General features: G+C 38.6%; 19 protein-coding genes. 6 read left to right on the top strand and 13 right to left on the bottom strand.

The features are described 5' to 3' along the window. Positions 1 to 178 precede the first annotated feature (178 nt). From LDB17_RS13040 to LDB17_RS13005, 8 genes are all read right to left on the bottom strand, one after another. Positions 179 to 757, bottom strand: coding sequence for a hypothetical protein (locus tag LDB17_RS13040; RefSeq protein WP_252639260.1), 579 nt, complete (start codon positions 755 to 757; stop codon positions 179 to 181). A 73-nt stretch (positions 758 to 830) separates the two neighbouring features. Next, positions 831 to 1,979, bottom strand: coding sequence for a hypothetical protein (locus LDB17_RS13035; RefSeq protein ID WP_252639258.1), 1,149 nt, complete (start codon positions 1,977 to 1,979; stop codon positions 831 to 833). A 4-nt stretch (positions 1,980 to 1,983) separates the two neighbouring features. Further along, positions 1,984 to 2,964 carry a D-alanine--D-alanine ligase gene (locus LDB17_RS13030; protein ID WP_252639257.1) on the bottom strand — a complete coding sequence of 327 codons (981 nt, stop codon included), beginning with the start codon at positions 2,962 to 2,964 and terminating at the stop codon, positions 1,984 to 1,986. A gap of 24 nt (positions 2,965 to 2,988) precedes the next feature. Next, positions 2,989 to 4,056, bottom strand: coding sequence for an RluA family pseudouridine synthase (locus LDB17_RS13025; RefSeq protein WP_252639252.1), 1,068 nt, complete (start codon positions 4,054 to 4,056; stop codon positions 2,989 to 2,991). Next, positions 4,056 to 4,679 (bottom strand): PASTA domain-containing protein, encoded by a 624-nt coding sequence (locus LDB17_RS13020; protein ID WP_252639250.1) that lies wholly within the window; start codon positions 4,677 to 4,679, stop codon positions 4,056 to 4,058. The genes LDB17_RS13025 and LDB17_RS13020 overlap by 1 nt, the downstream gene beginning before the upstream one ends. A gap of 161 nt (positions 4,680 to 4,840) precedes the next feature. After that, positions 4,841 to 5,305 (bottom strand): Lrp/AsnC family transcriptional regulator, encoded by a 465-nt coding sequence (locus tag LDB17_RS13015; RefSeq protein ID WP_006842228.1) that lies wholly within the window; start codon positions 5,303 to 5,305, stop codon positions 4,841 to 4,843. A 142-nt stretch (positions 5,306 to 5,447) separates the two neighbouring features. Then, positions 5,448 to 6,464, bottom strand: coding sequence for an FKBP-type peptidyl-prolyl cis-trans isomerase (locus LDB17_RS13010; protein ID WP_252639248.1), 1,017 nt, complete (start codon positions 6,462 to 6,464; stop codon positions 5,448 to 5,450). A gap of 16 nt (positions 6,465 to 6,480) precedes the next feature. After that, positions 6,481 to 7,068: an FKBP-type peptidyl-prolyl cis-trans isomerase gene (locus LDB17_RS13005; protein WP_252639247.1), complete on the bottom strand. Its 588-nt coding sequence runs from the start codon at positions 7,066 to 7,068 to the stop codon at positions 6,481 to 6,483. Positions 7,069 to 7,239: 171 nt separating this feature from the next. Between LDB17_RS13005 and LDB17_RS13000 the strand changes: the two genes are divergently transcribed. The 4 genes from LDB17_RS13000 (at position 7,240) to LDB17_RS12985 (ending at position 11,223) form a co-directional block, all read left to right on the top strand. Then, positions 7,240 to 7,935, top strand: a complete 696-nt coding sequence (locus LDB17_RS13000; protein WP_252639245.1) for an NAD-dependent deacylase — start codon at positions 7,240 to 7,242, stop codon at positions 7,933 to 7,935. 1 nt (position 7,936) lies between these two features. Next, entirely contained in the window at positions 7,937 to 9,034 is a 1,098-nt protein-coding gene (locus LDB17_RS12995; protein WP_252639244.1) for a carbohydrate-binding family 9-like protein, read from the top strand. After that, entirely contained in the window at positions 9,031 to 10,128 is a 1,098-nt protein-coding gene (locus tag LDB17_RS12990; protein ID WP_393925064.1) for a family 10 glycosylhydrolase, read from the top strand. Before LDB17_RS12995 ends, LDB17_RS12990 begins: the two co-directional genes overlap by 4 nt. A gap of 171 nt (positions 10,129 to 10,299) precedes the next feature. Further along, complete coding sequence (locus LDB17_RS12985) at positions 10,300 to 11,223, top strand: hypothetical protein (RefSeq protein ID WP_252639235.1); 924 nt, start codon at positions 10,300 to 10,302, stop codon at positions 11,221 to 11,223. A 65-nt stretch (positions 11,224 to 11,288) separates the two neighbouring features. Here the strand turns inward: LDB17_RS12985 and LDB17_RS12980 are convergent, their stop codons facing one another. Beyond that, a complete protein-coding gene (locus LDB17_RS12980) occupies positions 11,289 to 12,743 on the bottom strand; it encodes an aminoacyl-histidine dipeptidase (RefSeq protein WP_252639234.1) in 1,455 nt (484 codons plus the stop codon). 303 nt (positions 12,744 to 13,046) lie between these two features. Next, positions 13,047 to 14,060 (bottom strand): lysylphosphatidylglycerol synthase transmembrane domain-containing protein, encoded by a 1,014-nt coding sequence (locus LDB17_RS12975; protein WP_252639233.1) that lies wholly within the window; start codon positions 14,058 to 14,060, stop codon positions 13,047 to 13,049. Between the two features lie 107 nt (positions 14,061 to 14,167). On the opposite strand from LDB17_RS12975, the gene rsmA reads away from it, so the two are divergent. Next, entirely contained in the window at positions 14,168 to 14,965 is a 798-nt protein-coding gene (gene rsmA, locus LDB17_RS12970; RefSeq protein ID WP_252639261.1) for a 16S rRNA (adenine(1518)-N(6)/adenine(1519)-N(6))-dimethyltransferase RsmA, read from the top strand. A 32-nt stretch (positions 14,966 to 14,997) separates the two neighbouring features. After that, positions 14,998 to 15,942 (top strand): magnesium/cobalt transporter CorA, encoded by a 945-nt coding sequence (corA, locus tag LDB17_RS12965; protein WP_135103656.1) that lies wholly within the window; start codon positions 14,998 to 15,000, stop codon positions 15,940 to 15,942. Positions 15,943 to 16,008: 66 nt separating this feature from the next. On the opposite strand, the gene LDB17_RS12960 is transcribed toward corA, so the two are convergent. The 3 genes from LDB17_RS12960 to LDB17_RS12950 all read right to left on the bottom strand — a co-directional run bounded on the left by LDB17_RS12960 (position 16,009) and on the right by LDB17_RS12950 (position 18,006). Then, positions 16,009 to 16,938, bottom strand: a complete 930-nt coding sequence (locus LDB17_RS12960; protein WP_252639232.1) for a polyphosphate kinase 2 family protein — start codon at positions 16,936 to 16,938, stop codon at positions 16,009 to 16,011. Positions 16,939 to 16,960: 22 nt separating this feature from the next. Continuing rightward, positions 16,961 to 17,257: a hypothetical protein gene (locus tag LDB17_RS12955; protein WP_393925063.1), complete on the bottom strand. Its 297-nt coding sequence runs from the start codon at positions 17,255 to 17,257 to the stop codon at positions 16,961 to 16,963. Positions 17,258 to 17,376: 119 nt separating this feature from the next. Next, a complete protein-coding gene (locus LDB17_RS12950; RefSeq protein ID WP_252639229.1) occupies positions 17,377 to 18,006 on the bottom strand; it encodes a nitroreductase family protein in 630 nt (209 codons plus the stop codon). Positions 18,007 to 18,240 lie beyond the last annotated feature (234 nt).

Raw genomic sequence — 18,240 nt, 5'->3', positions numbered from 1 at the left:
GCATTTGGCGTTAAACATGAAAACGCCTAACTTTATACATCAAAAAACCGATGGATATAAATCCATCGGCTCTTATAATATTTTAGTATAAATCCTGTCAACCTATTTTAGGACGGGACATGATATAGAAAAAGCGGCTACTGAATAAGTAACCTCTTTTTAGTTTTGTTGCAAATCTTTATTGAGATTTGTATATATTTTCAAAATCCTCGTTAAGTTCATTCAGAAAATACAATGTGCTTTTGCTTGTATTCACTTTCAGCTCTTGGAAGCCATCACTTGCTTTTATTGCATCGTTCGTAATAAAGTCTTCTGCTCTGATGATGCGTGTAAGGAGATTGCCTTTTCCTGAATTTTCATACAGATAAGATATATCTGTAATTTCCAGTACACATTTATCCTGAAATAAGAATCCGTTTACACGGTAACGCATAATCATTTTTTCACGCACTCCTTTCGAGTCGGCTGGTAGTAATAACTCTATCCTCGACTTTGCTATAAATTCGTGGTTCTGATAACCATATCGTATACTGGATATAAAAGGGTCTTTCCCGTACTTTGTTCCGGCCCAATCTTTTAGTATCTTATAATTATCTTCTATGGATAAGTTCGGTTTTGCCGGAATTTCCTTTATAAACGTCACTTTCCCTTCAAATACAGGGATAGACGTAAATTTCTGACCTTGTTTTATTACTTGAGCAAAACATGTGGCAGAAATTAGACTACATACGATATAAATCAAAAACTTTTTCATCATTCTATCTTTTTTGATTTATACAAATATATGAATATATTTTTAACTTAAACCCTTGATCGGAATTATCCTGCAATCAAGACTCTATTGTAGTCAGATAGTTCTTTAATGTATTCGAATACATTTCCAGCATTTTATCCCATACAAAGTCGTAGTCGATATAGTCGAGGTCTATTTTCTTTATTTGCTTATCCAGATAGATTTTAAACTCTTCCAGTTGATCGGATGTGTATTTGTCCTCAAACCTTGTTTCTTTATAGAAGAGATCATAGGCTATATAGTTGCACGGAAATATTTCATAATTGCGGTGTATTTCCTTATCTATGATCTGGGCTGCAATTTCGGGTTGCAATCGTTTGTCGGGTTCTGTGATTTTATCCAACTCATCATTTATGCAGTTGCCAAAGCGAAATACTACATTGCCCTTCTTGCCTAAAATGCCGATTTCCATATTTAGAAGGTCGTCACGCTGAGTTTTTTTGAAATCAGGATTGTCTCTCTTCTGTTGAAACTCTTTTGCTTTCAGATAATCGCAAGGGTCGTATTCGTATGATATGGATAGCGGAATAAGATTCAGCTCCTTAAGACTTTCGATAAAAGATTTGTCTTCGGGATATAGAGCTAGCATTTTTAATAAACTGTCTTGAGTGCGGTCGTCCGAGTTTTTAGCTCGTCCTTCACGTTGAGCAATCCATACCGATTCTTTTTTCTCAGAAATGGCATAGTGTATATATTCAGACATGTGTTTTGACGCTATCAGTCTTTCTTTTATAGATAGTCCACGTCTTACAATAAAGCTCTTGTTGAGGCGCACAAGCTTGTCTATCCAAGGATGTATAAGCAGATTGTCTCCTATTGCTATTTCTGTCGTCTCAAAGCCTTTCTCGTGCCGCAGAATGTTTAGCAATCCGGCATCGAGCACAATATCTCTGTGGTTTGATAAGAACAGGTGCTCTACCGACCGGTCGATACTCTCCCAGTTGTCGAGTTTCATGCTCGATGATACTCTCATACCCAATGCTTTTATCACAGGGTATATCATACGGCTTTGAAATTCTTTTTTTGTTGCGTATTTAGACATTTCGGCAGAAAACTCAGCCCAATCTATCTCGGGCATAATATATTTTACTGCGTGTTGAAAACCGGGGTCAACCAGTATATCTTGAATGGCTTGCTTCACCTCGTGGTCGTAGAGAGGCGCTATATCGTCAAATTTGCTACTCATGGTATCAATTTACATTAAATTCGTTTTCTATAATCTCTGTTAAGACTTCAGTAATATTTAAGCCCGCAGCAGCTATCTGTTGAGGGATAAAGCTGGTCTGAGTCATGCCCGGAACGGTATTTACTTCTAATAAGTACGGCTTATTATCTGAAATGATAAAGTCAACTCTGATAATGCCTTTCGCTCCTACCAAATCATATATTTTACGAGTTAATCGTTGTATCTCTTCTGTTATTTCCTGTGATATCCTTGCCGGAGTTATTTCTTCAACCTGTCCTTCGTATTTAGCATCATAGTCGAAAAAATCATTTGATGTAACTACTTCTGTCAAAGGAAAAACAACCTCTTTATTTTTTGTTTTGTAACAGCCGCATGTAACTTCTGTTCCCTTGATAAAGCTTTCGATAATCACATCCGGTGTTTCGCCGAATGCCACGTCAATCGCTTTTTGTAGTTGATCTGCGGACTTTACTTTAGTTGTTGCAAAACTTGAACCACCAGTATTCGGCTTTACAAACATGGGTAAGCCCAATTTTTCGGTGATATTATTTATATCGTACTTAGAATCCTTATTCAAATATAATGAATCGGCAACTCTTATCCCAAAGTTTCGAAGAAAATTGTTGCACACAAACTTATTCATAGTTAGCGACGATGCCATCATGCCGCATGTGGAGTAGGGGATGTCAAGCATATCGAAGTATGCTTGCAAGTGACCGTCTTCTCCTGGCGTTCCGTGTATGATGATAAACGCAAAGTCTATTTTAATCTTTTCTTTTCCCGGTGTATGAAAGGTAAAGTCGTTTTTGTCAACAGGAAGAGTTTCTTCATCGATCTCAACAGTCCACCCTTCTTTAACGATCTTTACTTTATACAGATTGTATTTTCCCTTGTCCAAAAAAGAATAAACACCAGCCATGCTTTTTGCTGAGACGATAACTTCGGAGGAATAGCCTCCCCATACAATGGCTATATTACGTTTCATTTTATACGAATGATTATATATTTATTAAATGTCTCTATATGCTATATATCCACGCCATTTTTCTACTAGCTGAGCCATGTCGTCGGGTAGTGGAGCTTCGAACATCAATTCTTGACCTGTTCGCGGATGTACAAACCCTAATGTCTGAGCATGAAGCGCCTGTCTTGGGCAGATATTAAAGCAATTTTGTACAAACTGTTTATATTTAGCAAAGTTAGTTCCCTTCAATATTTCATTTCCGCCATACCGTTCGTCGTTAAATAAGGTATACCCTATGTGCTTCATGTGTACGCGTATCTGGTGGGTACGTCCTGTTTCGAGCTGACACTGAATGAGTGTGACGTAGCCCAGTCGTTCCAATACTTTATAGTGCGTAACGGCATGTTTGCCGTAGTCTGCTTCGGGGAATACAGTCATCAACATACGATTTTTCAGGCTGCGACCAATATTGGCCTCTATGCGTCCTTCGTTATCAGTGATATTACCCCATACTAAGGCTATATATTGTCTTTTTGTTGTCTTATTGAAAAATTGGGCTGACAGATGCGTTTTTGCATAAGCATTTTTAGCCACAAGTATAAGTCCCGATGTGTCTTTGTCGATCCGATGCACAATACCCAATCGAGGATCTTTCGAATCATATTCCGGCGTATCTTTCAATCGGTATGCGATAGCATTTACCATTGTGCCCTGATAATTACCAAATCCCGGATGCACAACAAGACCCGGCGGTTTGTTTATCACCATTAGGTCTTCATCTTCATATACTACATCTAATGGGATGTCCTCAGGTATAATTTCCAACTCCCGTGGAGGGCGATTCATAACCACCGATATGACGTCGAGCGGCTTGATTCTGTAGTTGGATTTTACCGGAGTATTATTTACTAATATGCAGTCTGCTTCGGCTGCTTGTTGTATGCGGTTGCGCGAAACTCCAACTATATGCATAGCCAGATATTTATCAACGCGTATCATACCCTGACCTTTATCAGCTACAAAGCGATAGTGTTCAAATAACTCGGAATTCTGATCTTCTACAAGTTCGTCTTCCGAAAGGTCATCTATTTCATCAAATGAATCGTCGATCATTATTCAAAAAAAGATTTTTCGATGTCTTGTGAGTCAGATTGTTCAGATATACTGTCTCCCTCACTTATATCACCTCCGGCTCCTACGGTCATTACCAGCGGAGATCCTTTTGGTATTTTCTGATTCGGTGTTAGCTGTTTTCCTCTATACGAAATAGATATAACTAACCCTTTATAAGCGGCAGGTACTTCCTGTATGGTTACTTTGTTAAAGCCTAACGAAGCTAACTGAGCTTCGGCTTGCCTTCTCGAATAGTCTTTCAGTTCGGGCACAGATACCAGCTGCACACTTTTAGCTTTTATAACTAAAAATACGGTACGCCCTTTTTTAACTTTCGATTGCTCTTTCGGTATCTGTTCGATAATAGATCCGGGAGCACCTTCCGCTTGGAAGATGGAATCACTGATCTCGTATCTCAAATCCGACGATTCCAGTATCCCCGCTGCTTCTTGTACTTGCAGTCCTTTTACGGTAGGAACAGTGATGGACTCATTATGCTTGGTATAAAAATTGAGAAGAAACAATACGATTATAACCAGTCCCACAAAGGCCCCAATCATCATCAGTATGTTCTTTACATAAATATTCTTTAATAACCTCAATATGATATTCTCTTTCTTCATGTATGGCTATCCTTATCAAACGACGGTACAAAAATATTAAAAAAATACTTCTTTCATTTGTTTTACCTTACTTATTTAAGTTATAATAAGATAAATGAGAAGGATAATTGATTTCGCTTCAATTATCCTTCTCATCTATAATAGTATATAATAAGTTTCGATTATTCGGATTTAGATATCGGAATCTGGCGTTTTACTCCCTGACTCAAAGAAATCATAGTTTCTGTAGCTACAACTCCCGGAATGTCTTGGATTTTGTTGTTCAGCAAGTCCATCAAGTGCTCGTTATCCTTTGCATACAACTTGATCAGAATGGTGTATGGGCCCGTTGTAAAATGAGATTCTACAATTTCAGGAATCTTATCCAATTCAGGAATTACTGTTTTATACATTGAGCCTCTTTCGAGTTTTACTCCTATATATGTACAAGTGTTGTAACCAAGAACTTTAGGATTAACAAAATATCCGGAACCTACGATTACATCCATCTCGATCATGCGTTGTACACGCTGATGGATTGCGGCACGTGAAACACCACATTCGAGAGCTACATCCTTAAATGGAATTCTTGCATTCTGGGATATAATCTCTAGAATCTTTTTATCAAGTTTGTCAATTTTTTGCATAATATGAGCGTTTTATCGTTATTATATCTCAAATATATGATATTTTTTACAATCTGTATGCTTTTTGCTCAATAATTTACTGAACTTGTGCCAAATTATTATTTAAATCCGTTGTTTTAACTTATTTTCTGACAATGTCAGATTATTGTTTCGGATTGATTTCAAGCAATTCAACTTCGAAAATGAGAGTTGAAAAAGGTTTGATTCTGTCTCCGCTACCTTGTGCACCGTAAGCAAGATCGTAAGGGATATAAAGAATCCATTTTGATCCTACAGGCATCAACTGTAAAGCTTCAGTCCATCCTTTGATAACGCGGTTAGCGTTGAATGTGATTGGCTCTTTACCTTCGTTGCTGTCAAATACAGTACCGTCAAGTGTACCTTTGTAGTTCACTTTTACCATATCTGCTGCAGCTGGTTTAGCTCCTGTTCCTTCTTTTACAACTTTGTATTGCAATCCGCTAGGTAGAGCAACAACACCTTCTTTTGTTTTGTTTTCGGCAAGGAATTTTTCTCCTTCAGCAATTACTCCTGCATTTGCTTTCTTCAATTCTTCTTCTTCTCTTGCTTGAGCTTTAGCCTGAGCTTCTTGCATTTTTGTATTGAATACTGTAGATGGATCAGCAACTGCAAATTTGCCTTGTTTCATAGCTGTAGCCATTGCAGCAAGGAATGCATCGCTGTTTAGTTTTTCTTTCGAATTAGGACCATATATTTGTTGTATGATACCAGGCATCATTTGTTTTGATATCTGACCTCCAACTGATACTCCGGCCATATAAGCAGCTTTTGATTCAGGTGCATTTAACGATTCTTTTAGTCCGTTTAAGAACTCAGAGATGTTTCTTGCGTTTGATTTTACTACAGAATCCATTTTAGCTTTCATCTCTTTTTCCAATGCTGTTTTTTTCTGAGCATCAGTTTCTGCACTTATTTTGCTAAGATATCCGGCTTTGATGCTTGTAGTATCGCCTATTATACCTAGTTGTTGTAGATGCATAGACAATCCTTGCTCGTAAAGGCTAGCACCAAAAGCGTAAGAAATAGTATCGAGATCGGTCTTTAATGGAACGTTTGTAGAAACATTTCCACCACAAGATGTAAATAATGCTCCGAAAGCTACAATAGCCGAAAGAGCCACAACTTGAATTTTTTTCATTTTTTAAACTGAATTATTATTTGACAATATCTAAAATTTCCACTTCGAAAATTAAAGTTGAATTCGGTTCGATCGATTGCCCTGCTCCTGCTTTGCCATAAGCAAGATCAGAAGGGATAAATAATTTCCATTTCGAACCTACAGGCATTAATTGAAGGGCTTCTACCCATCCCGGTATTACCTGATTAACACCAAATGTGGCAGGCTGTCCGCGTTTTACAGAACTATCGAATACTGTGCCATCGATAAGCGTACCGTGATAGTGGCACTTAACCTGATCTGTAAGAGCCGGTTTAGGGCCATCACCTTTTTTAAGTATTTCGTATTGTAGTCCACTAGGAAGTGTTACTACACCTGCTTTGTTTTTGTTGATAGATAGAAATTCTTCACCTGCTTTGAGGTTGATATTCAATTTCTCGTCTTGTAATTTGGTGAAATAGTCGTTAATCACTTGTTTAGCTTCTTCATAATCCATGTCAGAGTCTCCTCCGTTGATTACATCCTTCATTCCTTTAAGGAAAGAGTCGAAATCAACTTTATTGATACCTGAGCTAAGAAAATTATTTCCGATGCTTAAACCTAGAGCGTAACTAATTTTATCCATATTCTTTTCGTTTTATATCAGTCTCGTATGTCAAAGAAGTATTATTTCATGATATGACTGAATGTTTATTTAAATTTGCCAACAAAAGTAATTCTTTTCATGGGACTTTAATAAAAATTACCCCTGAAAAAACTATATTTGTATATGCTACTTACATTTTTTTAATAGTTTATGAGACATATTGTTGTATTAACCGGTGCAGGGATGAGTGCAGAGAGTGGTATTGCCACTTTTAGAGACTCCGGCGGACTGTGGGAGCAATACTCTATCGAAGATGTTGCCACTCCTGAAGGATTCAGCCGAAACCCTCAACTGGTGCTTGATTTTTATAATGCCCGCCGCAAGGCTGCTTTTGAGGCTAAGCCCAATAAAGGACATGTAGGATTAGTGGAGATGGAAAAAGAATATAAAGTTTCCATTATAACACAAAATGTGGATGAACTGCATGAGAGAGCAGGCAGCACAAATGTTTTACATCTTCATGGGGAGTTGAGTAAAGTGCGTTCGACGGTTGATCCATCGTTGATTTATACCTTGACTCCTGATAATTGTGAGATTCACCTTGGAGACAAGTGTGAAAAAGGTTCGCAGCTTCGTCCTCACATTGTTTGGTTTGGAGAGGCTGTGCCCATGATAGAAAAAGCAATGAAAATTGTGCAAACGGCCGATATTTTTGTCGTGATAGGTACATCGATGAACGTATATCCTGCCGCTGGCTTGCTTAATTATGTGCATGCGGGTGTGCCTGTCTATCTGATCGACCCGAAAGAAGTGAATGTACATCAGCCCGGAATACACTTTATAAAGAAGGGTGCTTCTGAGGGGGTGGCTGAACTTCGTGATATCCTTAAATTTCAAAATCAGTAAAATGAATTATATAAAATTATTTTGTTCTATTTCTTTTCTTCTTGTTTTTAATTTTTGTTATGCCCAGAACCACTTTAAGGGATATGAAAACCTATTTACTATTCCGGCAAACTACGTAGTACCTTATGCATCTAAAGCACCGACAATTGATGGCGATATTAATGATCAAGTGTGGCTGAATGCCGTTTGGTCTGATCATTTTCAAGATATAGAGGGCGATGCCAAGCCTAAACCATATTATGATACCCGTGTAAAAATGCTTTGGGACGAATCATATCTTTATATAGCGGCTGAGTTAAAAGATCCGCATGTATGGGCTACCTTGACCAAGCGCGATGAGATTGTGTTTTTTGATAATGATTTCGAAGTGTTTATAGATCCATTAAACACTGCCCACAACTACTTTGAAATAGAGATAAATGCATATAATAATATTTTCGACTTGTTTATGCCCAAACCTTATCGGAGTGGCGGTTCAGCGCTCTTTAGTTGGGATACTCAGGGGATGCAGCATGCCGTAAAAGTACAGGGTACTATCAATAAGGCAGACGATACAGATACCGGTTGGGCGGTAGAGATGGCGATTCCTTTCAGGGCTCTTACCTTGGGGAATGCAATAAATGTTCCTAAAGATAAAGACGTATGGCGTATTAACTTCTCGAGAGTGCAATGGGAAACAGATATTGTAAATGATAAGTATGTGAAAAGAAAAGATAGTGCAGGGAAGGTATTACCTGAAAATAACTGGGTATGGTCTCCTCAAGGTGTTGTCGATATGCATAGACCTGAAAGATGGGGCTATTTATTCTTTTCGAAAAACAAAGCAGGGGAAAAACAACCTCAGTTTGTATTGCCATATACTGAAAAGCAAAAACAATATTTATGGCTTGTGTACTATAAGCAGCAAGACTATAGGCGTGCGCATCAGCGTTACGCAACTAACTTTACAGAGCTAAAAATGGATAAGTCGGAATTCGATATTGATAATAAAAGAAACAAACTCGAACTGTCTTCTACCGGCAGGAGATTCGAAGTTTCTATCAAAGATGCCTCGGGTAAGAAGATTTATCTTAATGAAGAAGGATTGATAACTAAATGAAAAATAAAAAAACTATGCGAAACCATTTTAAAATTTACTGGTTGACCTTATTACTATTGCCTTTTTTGTTCTCGAATTGTACAAGCAATATTGGTAATAAGCAGGCAGAAAATACTTACAAACATTGGGTGTGGATTAACCCTCAGGATTCTGATACGGAAGAGGAACTGGCTGTGAGGTATAAAAAATATCATGATGCGGGTATTGCAGGCATTTTCTTCGAAGCCGATAGTGAGAAGCATTATAGGGCGGCAAAAGCTCAGGGATTGGAAGCTCACCGTTGGATGTGGATAATGAATAGGGGAGATGCATTGAAGACTCACCCTGAATGGGCAGCTGTAAACAGAAAGGGCGAATCGTGTGCCGATCATCCGCCGTATGTAGATTATTACAGATGGATGTGTCCTTCTCGTCCCGAGGTTGCGGAGTTTCTGACCAAAGAAGTAGAGAATGCATTGTCTAAAGATTATGTTGATGGCATCCACATGGATTATGTTCGCTTCAGTGATGTGATATTGGCGGTTAATCTGTGGGACGTTTATGGTATTGTTCAAACACAAGAATTGCCCGAATACGATTTTTGCTATTGCGATGTATGTAAGGCTAAGTTTAAAGAAAAATATCATAAAGACATAGACAGTATTCAGTATCCTCAGGAAAACCTCTCGTGGAAATCTTTCAGATACGATGCTGTAACGGCAATTGTGAATAAGATTGGAGATGTGGCAAAAGCCCATCATAAGCCGCTTACTGCTGCCGTGTTTCCGACTCCCGACGTAGCCAAGCGTTTGGTAAGACAGGATTGGACAAACTGGCCTTTGGATGCTGTTTATCCGATGATCTATCATGGTTTCTATAAAGAAGATGTACCATGGATCGGTGATGCCGTTAAGCAGGGATTGAGAGGTATAGACGGTCGTTTCCCTCTCTATGCGGGATTGTATATACCCGACTTTAAGAATAATGAAGAGATCGAAGCCGGGATAAAATATGCTTTGGAAAACGGAGCTTCGGGCATTTCTATTTTCGGAAATGTTTCTGACGAAATATTGGCTATATTGTCTAAGTATAAGCAGAAGCCCGAGAAAAAGTGAAAGGCTTCAAATAACGAAAATATAAAATAAAAGCTATAGAGAGTAAGGCGTATTGTCTTGCTCTCTTTTCTTTTATAAATTGCCTATAATGAATTATATTGTATATCTTTATGCGTCATTATTATTGTAATTAATAATGGCGGATATAAACTTAACAAAACTATTAACGTAATGAAAAAACTACTATTTTTTCTATGCGCAACTATTCTGTTTGCGTCTTGCAGCAATGATTCGGAACAAGTGCCCACAACAAGCAAAACGTATAAGGTTACGTTTGATGTATCTAACTTTAGTGTAGATGTTAAATCATTGAAAGCTGACACCTATAACAATCAACTCTTTTATATCATTTACGAGAAAGAGAGTGGCAAAGGAGTGAAAGGGTGGAAGTTTAAAGAAATGGTTGGGCAGCTAACGGAGGAACTCCCTGAAGGTAACTATTATATTGCTTTTATCTCTTATCCGACCGGAGGTATGAGCTCACTTCCAACAGAAGGAGCAATTGATGTAAAGGATAATAATTTCTATACTGACTATTTTGAGAATCCTCCTACATGGATAATGGGAAATATGGGTAGTAGATATATATACTACGAAAAGGTTAATTTCTCGGTAGCTGCGAATAACCCGGATGTGCCAATACAGGTAACCTTACAGCCGATGTGGTCTGAGGTGACCGTTGAAGTGACCGATGCCAATACATGTTCTTTGCCCGAAGGTACAACTACAATTGGCTGTGTGATTACTCCTTTTTATTCCGGAATATCCATAGCCGAAGGCATTCCTACTCGTAGCTCAGAAGTATCTTGGGGATGGGGTGACCTATGTAATACGAATATTGATAAATTTAGAGAACGCAAAATAATTACAGATAGGCATGCAACAGCAGGTAAAGATGTTACTGTGAAGCTGGTATTTGTAAGACAGATTGCTACCGGCGATACTGTTCTAGGCGAAAAGGAGATATACAAAGGAAATATCGAAGGTGGTAAACGTATAACTTTCAGAGGAGCATTAGGCAAGGCTGCAACGTCTGCAACCTTTAAAGTGTCTTTAGCAGACCTGACGGATGGAGGAATAATCCCTTTCGATTGATATATAAACGATAGATTAGAAAAGTAAAACGGCGGGTATTTTAAAATTTCCCGCCGTTTCTTCTTTTATTTTATGTTCTCTAGGGTTTTAACCAGATAATTATAGAATTTGCTTACTGTATCTATTTCTACAAACTCATCAGGAGAGTGTGCGTTTAAGATAGTAGGGCCAAACGATACAATGTCTAAACCCGGTGTGCTACCCAAAATGATACCACATTCTAATCCTGCATGTACCACTACTACATGGGCATCTTCGTTATACATATCTTTGTATAATTTAGCCATCATATTTAGCGTATCCGATTGAGCATTCGGCTGCCATCCCGGATAACCATTTTCGATGGATACCTTTGCACCTGCAAGGGCGAATACACTTTCGAGGCTTGAGCAAATTTCATCTTTGCGTGTTTCGGAAGAGCTACGAGCCAGCATTTTCGCCGAAATACGACCTGCTTCAGATTTAACAGAGGCTAAGTTTGTAGAAGTTTCTACAATGCCTTCAAAGTCGGTTAGCATGCTGATTACTCCATTTTGGCAACCAATAACAGCATTGATGACACTGTCTTGTATTTCCTCTGGGATAAGCGTTTTAGGTAGATCTGTTTTTGCTGCTTTGAATGAAAGGTTTGCCTCTACAGCTTTATATTCTTCTTTAAATATCTTTTCGTACTCTTTTACCAGTTTTAGGAAGTCTTTCTCATCTTCTTCGGGTAGAGTAACGATAGCTACAGCTTCACGAGGGATCGCATTCCTTAATGAACCGCCATCGATGGCAGACAAACGCACCTCGTAATTGCTTACTGCTTCTTTGAGGAAGTAAAACATAAGCTTGTTGGCATTTGCTCTTCCCATGTGTATTTCAGTTCCCGAGTGACCTCCTCTAAGGCCTGTAAGCGATATTTTATAAGCAATATCACCTGCTGGTACTTCTGCATCTTTAAATTCCCAGTCGGCATTAACGTCTGCACCTCCGGCGCAACCTACGCATAGCTCGCCGATCTCTTCGGTATCCAGATTCAGCAATACGTTTCCTGAAAGAAATCCTTTCTTCAATCCGCTTGCACCAACCATGCCTACCTCTTCGTCTACTGTAAACAAGGCTTCTATTTTTCCATGTTTCAGTGTCGTGTCTTCGAGGACAGCCATCATGGCGGCAGCTCCGATTCCGTTGTCTGCACCCAATGTGGTAGACTTGGCCTTTACTCGGCTGCCATCTATTTGGGTTTCTATAGGGTCTTTTGTGAAGTCATGCTTTACATTCGAGTTCTTCTGAGGAACCATATCCAAGTGCGACTGAAGTATCACTACCGGAGCTTTTTCCATTCCTTTGGTAGCAGGCTTGGTGATAACAATGTTGCCTGTTTTGTCTTGTTTTACTTCTAGTCCCAGTGATTTACCGAAATCGATGACAAATTTTGTCACCTCCTTCATCTGTCCTGTAGGGCGAGGAATCTGGGTCAGGTCGTAGAAGTGTTTCCACAACTGTTGCGGTTTTAGTTTAAGTATTTCTTTAGACATAATATGTTATGTTTTAAAATTACGAATAGTAACAAAGATAAGAATTTTCGATGAAGTCTTTTACATATATAATGAAAAGAGTAGACGGTAAACTCTTTTTTATAACTTTTTGTTATTCTTATTCTTTTCGTGCTTTTTTATTCAAAAGGTGACAAAAGTGACACTTTTCGATATGTATTTTATTGTTACTTTTTTATTCTTTAATAGCTGAGGTTTGCTTCTCTATGGAACGAAAGTACAAAGCTCTTATATTATTAGATAAATCTAAAATATAAAAGTGTAGATGTGGAAATGATGAAAGAATTATTTCTTTTGCTTTTTCAAAGCCAGCATGGCAATGCCGAACAGCCCGCAAATAATCACCCAGATAGATTGGACAGCAAACACGCCTGTAGCAAATGCCGTTGCATGTAGTTTGTCTACCCCATACAGGCTTAACGATGCTATTACTGCTATTTGCCAAGGGCCTAGTCCTCCGTTAGATGGTACTCCCATACTTATACTACTCAAGGCAAAAGCGATGAGTCCGGCGGTGATTCCCAAGTCGGCTGTAAAATCGAAAGCGAAGAATGTAATGTAGAAATAACAAAAATAAGAACCCCAGATGCCTATCGTATATAAGAATACACGCCCTTTGGTATTCATTTTCCAAATTGCTTTCAAGTCACTTGCGATACTTGACAGGAATCCTTTTATCTTACGTACAATAACATTTTCTTTGAAAAACCTAAAGACAATGTATGTGGTTATTATTGCAGCGCCGATAGCTAAGTATAATAAAGGGGACTTGAATATACCGGATATGGTATTGAATGTCGTTTGGTTTTGTTCCAGTTGCGTCAAAAAGAATTGCATGTTGAACAAAAAGGCCACCAAAGATATTATAGCAACGGTAATTGTGTCAAATATCCGATCGAGAATCATCGTTCCGAATAATTTGGAGAAAGGGATGTTATCTTCTTTTGCTATTACACCGCATCTCCATATTTCGCCCGCTCGTGGCAATGCAAAGTTTACGGCGTACCCGCCATAGATTGCATAATTGAGGTTTGATATTTTGGGAGAGTATCTCAATGGAGTAATGAAGAGAGCCCAACGATATCCCCTGATGGTATTTCCTAGAAGCCCAAAGAATAGAGAGAATAATAGTATCCCCCAATTGGCATCTTTCAATATTTCCCAAAGTTGACTCGGGTCAATTTTACTAATAAGATAATATATGATCGCAATTCCTAATCCTAGGGGTAATACGACTTTTATAAGATTGTTTAATAAAGAGCTTTTCTTTTGTGTTACAACTTCATCTGTTTCTTCCATTCTCCAAATTTAAATGTAGTGGTTTCAGAATAAAGGTCTTTTAATACGAACGATTTTCAGTAATAAATACTACCTTTGCCGCTGCAAATATAATGATAATTATAAGTATGGGGGCAGTTAAGCCGAAGAAATTCTTAGGACAGCACTTTCTCAAAGATCTGGATATTGCACGTCGGATTGCCGATACATTGGATGATTTTACCGATGTGCCGGTAATTGAGGTTGGTCCGGGAATGGGTGTGCTGACTCAATTTCTTATCGAAAAGGAGAAAGACTTGACCGTTGTTGAGATCGACCGCGATTCTGTGCCATATCTTAACGACCATTATCCTGCTTTGCATGGGCGTATAGTAGAAGGCGATTTTCTTACCCTTGATTTGTCGGCTATCTATCCGGACAAATTCTGTGTGATAGGGAATTATCCTTATAATATTTCGTCCCAGATATTTTTTAAAGTTCTTGAGTATAAAGACAAAGTTCCGTGTTGCTCAGGAATGCTCCAGAAAGAAGTTGCCGAACGTATAGCCGCTAAGCCGGGAGGCAAGACATACGGCATATTAAGTGTTTTGCTACAGGCATGGTACGATATAGAATATCTATTTACGGTGAGCGAAAAGGTATTCGACCCTCCGCCGAAAGTGAAATCCGCCGTGGTTAAGCTGGTTCGCAATAAGAGGGAACATCTGGACTGTGATGAGAAGTTGTTTAAAACTGTTGTGAAAACAGGATTTAATCAGCGTCGGAAGACCCTTAGAAACTCTATGAAGCCTCTGTTGGGAAAAGATTGCGAAGCGTATGCCGACCCTATCTTTGACGAACGACCCGAGCGCCTCTCGGTTGCAGATTTCGAAAAGTTGACAAATATAGTCTCAGCTTTTCTGCCCGGGAGAAGTAGTGAGAAGTAAAGGAAGTCCTAACACTTAAAAAAGAATAGCTCATGTCAGAAGTAAAATTATTCTATCACAAAGACAATGTTATACGAATGAGCCGTAGCATTGAATTTTTGAAAGCCACCCCTATTAAGGATTTTCTGTGGATCGACCTTAATAATGTAGATGAGGAGATAGAAAGCGAGTTAGAAGATTATCTGAAAATATATATCCAGGAAGAAGAGGAGATGGTAGAGATCGAGATGTCGTCCCGTTATATGGAGACAGCAGACTCATTGGTTGTGAATTCCAACTTCTTACTTGGAACTTTCGAAAGAGAGCCGGTTTCTTTTATCATAAAGAACAATATTCTTATTACTGTCCGCAGTGAGGACTTATCGTCCTTCCACGAGACAATAAAGAAAATCTCGGCTAATCCTAAGATGTATCCTACCGGCTATCATGTGTTTGTCGCTATTTTGGAGACACGGGTAGAACTCGATGCCGACATGATCGAACGCATGACTCAGCAGATTACGTCGTTGTCTAATAGCATCAGTATAAAAGAGGCTGACGAAGAGCTTTTGATGGAAATCAAAGACTTGCAGGAAAAGACCATGATGCTGAGGGAGAATATTATCGACAAGCAGCGGGCTGTATCGAGTATGCTCAAAAGTGAATTGATGCCAAGAGAGCTGCATGCCAGAATTACGATTCTGATAAAGGACATAAACTCACTGCTCGAACATATCCGCTTTAGCTTCGACAGGCTTGACTACCTGCAAGACACATTCCTCGGGTTTGTTAATATCGAGCAAAATAAGATCATCAAAATGTTTACCGTGATCTCCGTTATATTTATGCCGCCTACACTTATCGCAAGTATTTATGGGATGAACTTTGGAGAGATGCCCGAGCTGGAATGGAAATATGGCTACGAATTTTCTATCGGACTGATGATCGCCGCTGTTGCCGTTATTCTCTTTTATTTTAGACGACAGAAGTGGTTGTAATTATCTAAATGTAAATTGATTACTTAAATAAAGGCAGCGTTGAGATAATCAGCGTTGCCTTCTTTTTTATTTTTTCTTGTCTTTCTTTTCCTTCTTTATCTTAGGCTTTTCTTCCTGCGGTTTTGACATGGATTTCTTGGCATTCTCTATCTCTATCTTGGCTTCGTCCGTCAGTTCGGGATAGTGAAGGTCTAGTTCTTCTATTCTGTCACTGATGATTTGACCAATAATATAGCGCATAAACCACTTGTTGTCTGCCGGAATAACGTGCCAAGGAGCTTCGTCGGTCGATGTATGTGTCAGCATATCTGAATATGCCTCCATATAGTTGTCCCAGTATCCACGCTCTTTGAGATCTGCTGCCGAAAATTTCCAATTCTTAGACTCATCATTCAATCTGGCAAGAAAGCGTTTCTCCTGTTCATCGTGCGAAACATTGAGAAAGAACTTCAATACGATTGTTCCATTTTCAGTCAGATGCCTTTCAAAGTCGTTTATCTGCCTGTAACGTTTTTCCCAAAACTTATCATCGATATCTTCCGTCTTTGTGATATTGGGTAATTTTCCGTTTAATACAATCGCCGGATGAACCTTTGCTACGAGTACATCTTCGTAATGAGACCTGTTGAATATACCAATTCTTCCGCGCTCGGGTAAGCATTTATAGATGCGCCACAGATAGTCGTGGTCGAGTTCCTCAGCCGATGGTTGCTTGAAGGCAAATACCTGACAGCCTTGCGGGTTGATACCCGACATCACATGCTTGATTGTGCCATCTTTTCCCGCAGCATCCATTGCTTGAAATATGATCAGCACAGAATAGCGGTCTTGTGCATAAAGTTTATCTTGCAGTTTCGACAGTTTATCTATACTTTCTTCAAGAAGCTTTTCCCCTTTCTGTTTTGATAATCCGGCGGTGTAATCTGTTTTGAAGTTGGATACTTTATGCTTTTCTCCGGGTTTTGCAATTATCCTTTTCAGAATTTCTTTTTTCATAACTATTTAATTTATAGTTCTATTATGCTAGGAAACTTTCAATCAAAATGCAGATGCAGAAAAGCCCGAAGTTGGCGGGTATTACTGTCCATGCGCTTATCTTGTCTTTGATTAGCCTGACTGCAAGTAAAACTCCGATCAGTCCGCAAATTGTATTCAAAACCAGTATCCATTCCGGTATCTTGTAAAGATAGAGGATGTTGCCAAAGTTATAATTATATAGTAATCTGGTTAATGTTATCATAGGAATATTACTGATAATACTAAATATATGCTGGATATATTTCCAACTCAGATTACTATATTTCTTTTCTGTCATTTCCAATAATGTAAAAAGTGACAAAAGTGACAGTTTTTACCCTGTTTCTATTTGTAACCTTATTTCCCCGCTTTTTGTTTAGTATCTGTATATAAAAAGATAATTATTCTCACAGAAAATTATTTGATGACTTCAATCAGGTCGTTGAGGTCTTTTCTTACTTTTGGTTGATTCTGGAGCCAGTCGAGGTTTTCATCTTTGTATCCCAGAGGAAGAATAAATGTTGCAGAAAGGTTCTGTGTTGGTAAGTCGAGGATACGGTTCAATGCATCCCTGTCAAAGCCCTCGATAGGAAGTGTCTCAATGCGCTCGTTCGCTGCAACTGTACACGCCACTCCCAGTGCGATATAAGTTTGTTGAGAAAGCCAATTTTTCACATTGCTGCCATTTTTTTCAATAAAGAATTCTATCTTTTTTCTATATTTATCGCACCACTCTTTGCTCGGATTCCGTTTTTTGTTTATCAAATCGAAATAGTCGTCAAGGTACTTTTCTGTAATTTGTGTATATGAAGCAAATACCAGTAGGTGAGAACATCCCGTAATTGGCTGTTGCTCGCATGCTTCATTGTATATCTTTTCTTTTAATTCTTTGTTCTCTATTACAAATACTTTGAATGCCTGCATTCCCAAAGAAGTAGGGGTGAGGTTGATTGCTTCAAGTATTCTTTCTACTACATCTTGTGGAACTTTGGCTCCATTCATGCCTTTGCATGCATGTCGCCATTTAAGATCTTCTATTAAGCTCATATTATTGTTTTAGTTTAAATAGTCTGGGGGATTCGTGCTCGTTTTCTTTTTTTGATCTGAAAGTTTTATCTTACCGCACGATTCCTTTTATCTATGCTTAGTGAATGTTGTTTGTATTTTATTCTAGGCAGAGGAATTTCATTTTCCGACTGATTGATTGCTTCATGTAGCGTATCTCTCAGGGTGTGAAATTCCTCTGCCTAGAATAAAATACAAACAACATTCACTAAGCAT

Source organism: Dysgonomonas sp. Shenzhen-Wh21, assembly GCF_043392705.1.
Lineage (GTDB): Bacteria > Bacteroidota > Bacteroidia > Bacteroidales > Dysgonomonadaceae > Dysgonomonas.
This window is presented reverse-complemented; position numbering and strand designations above follow the sequence as displayed.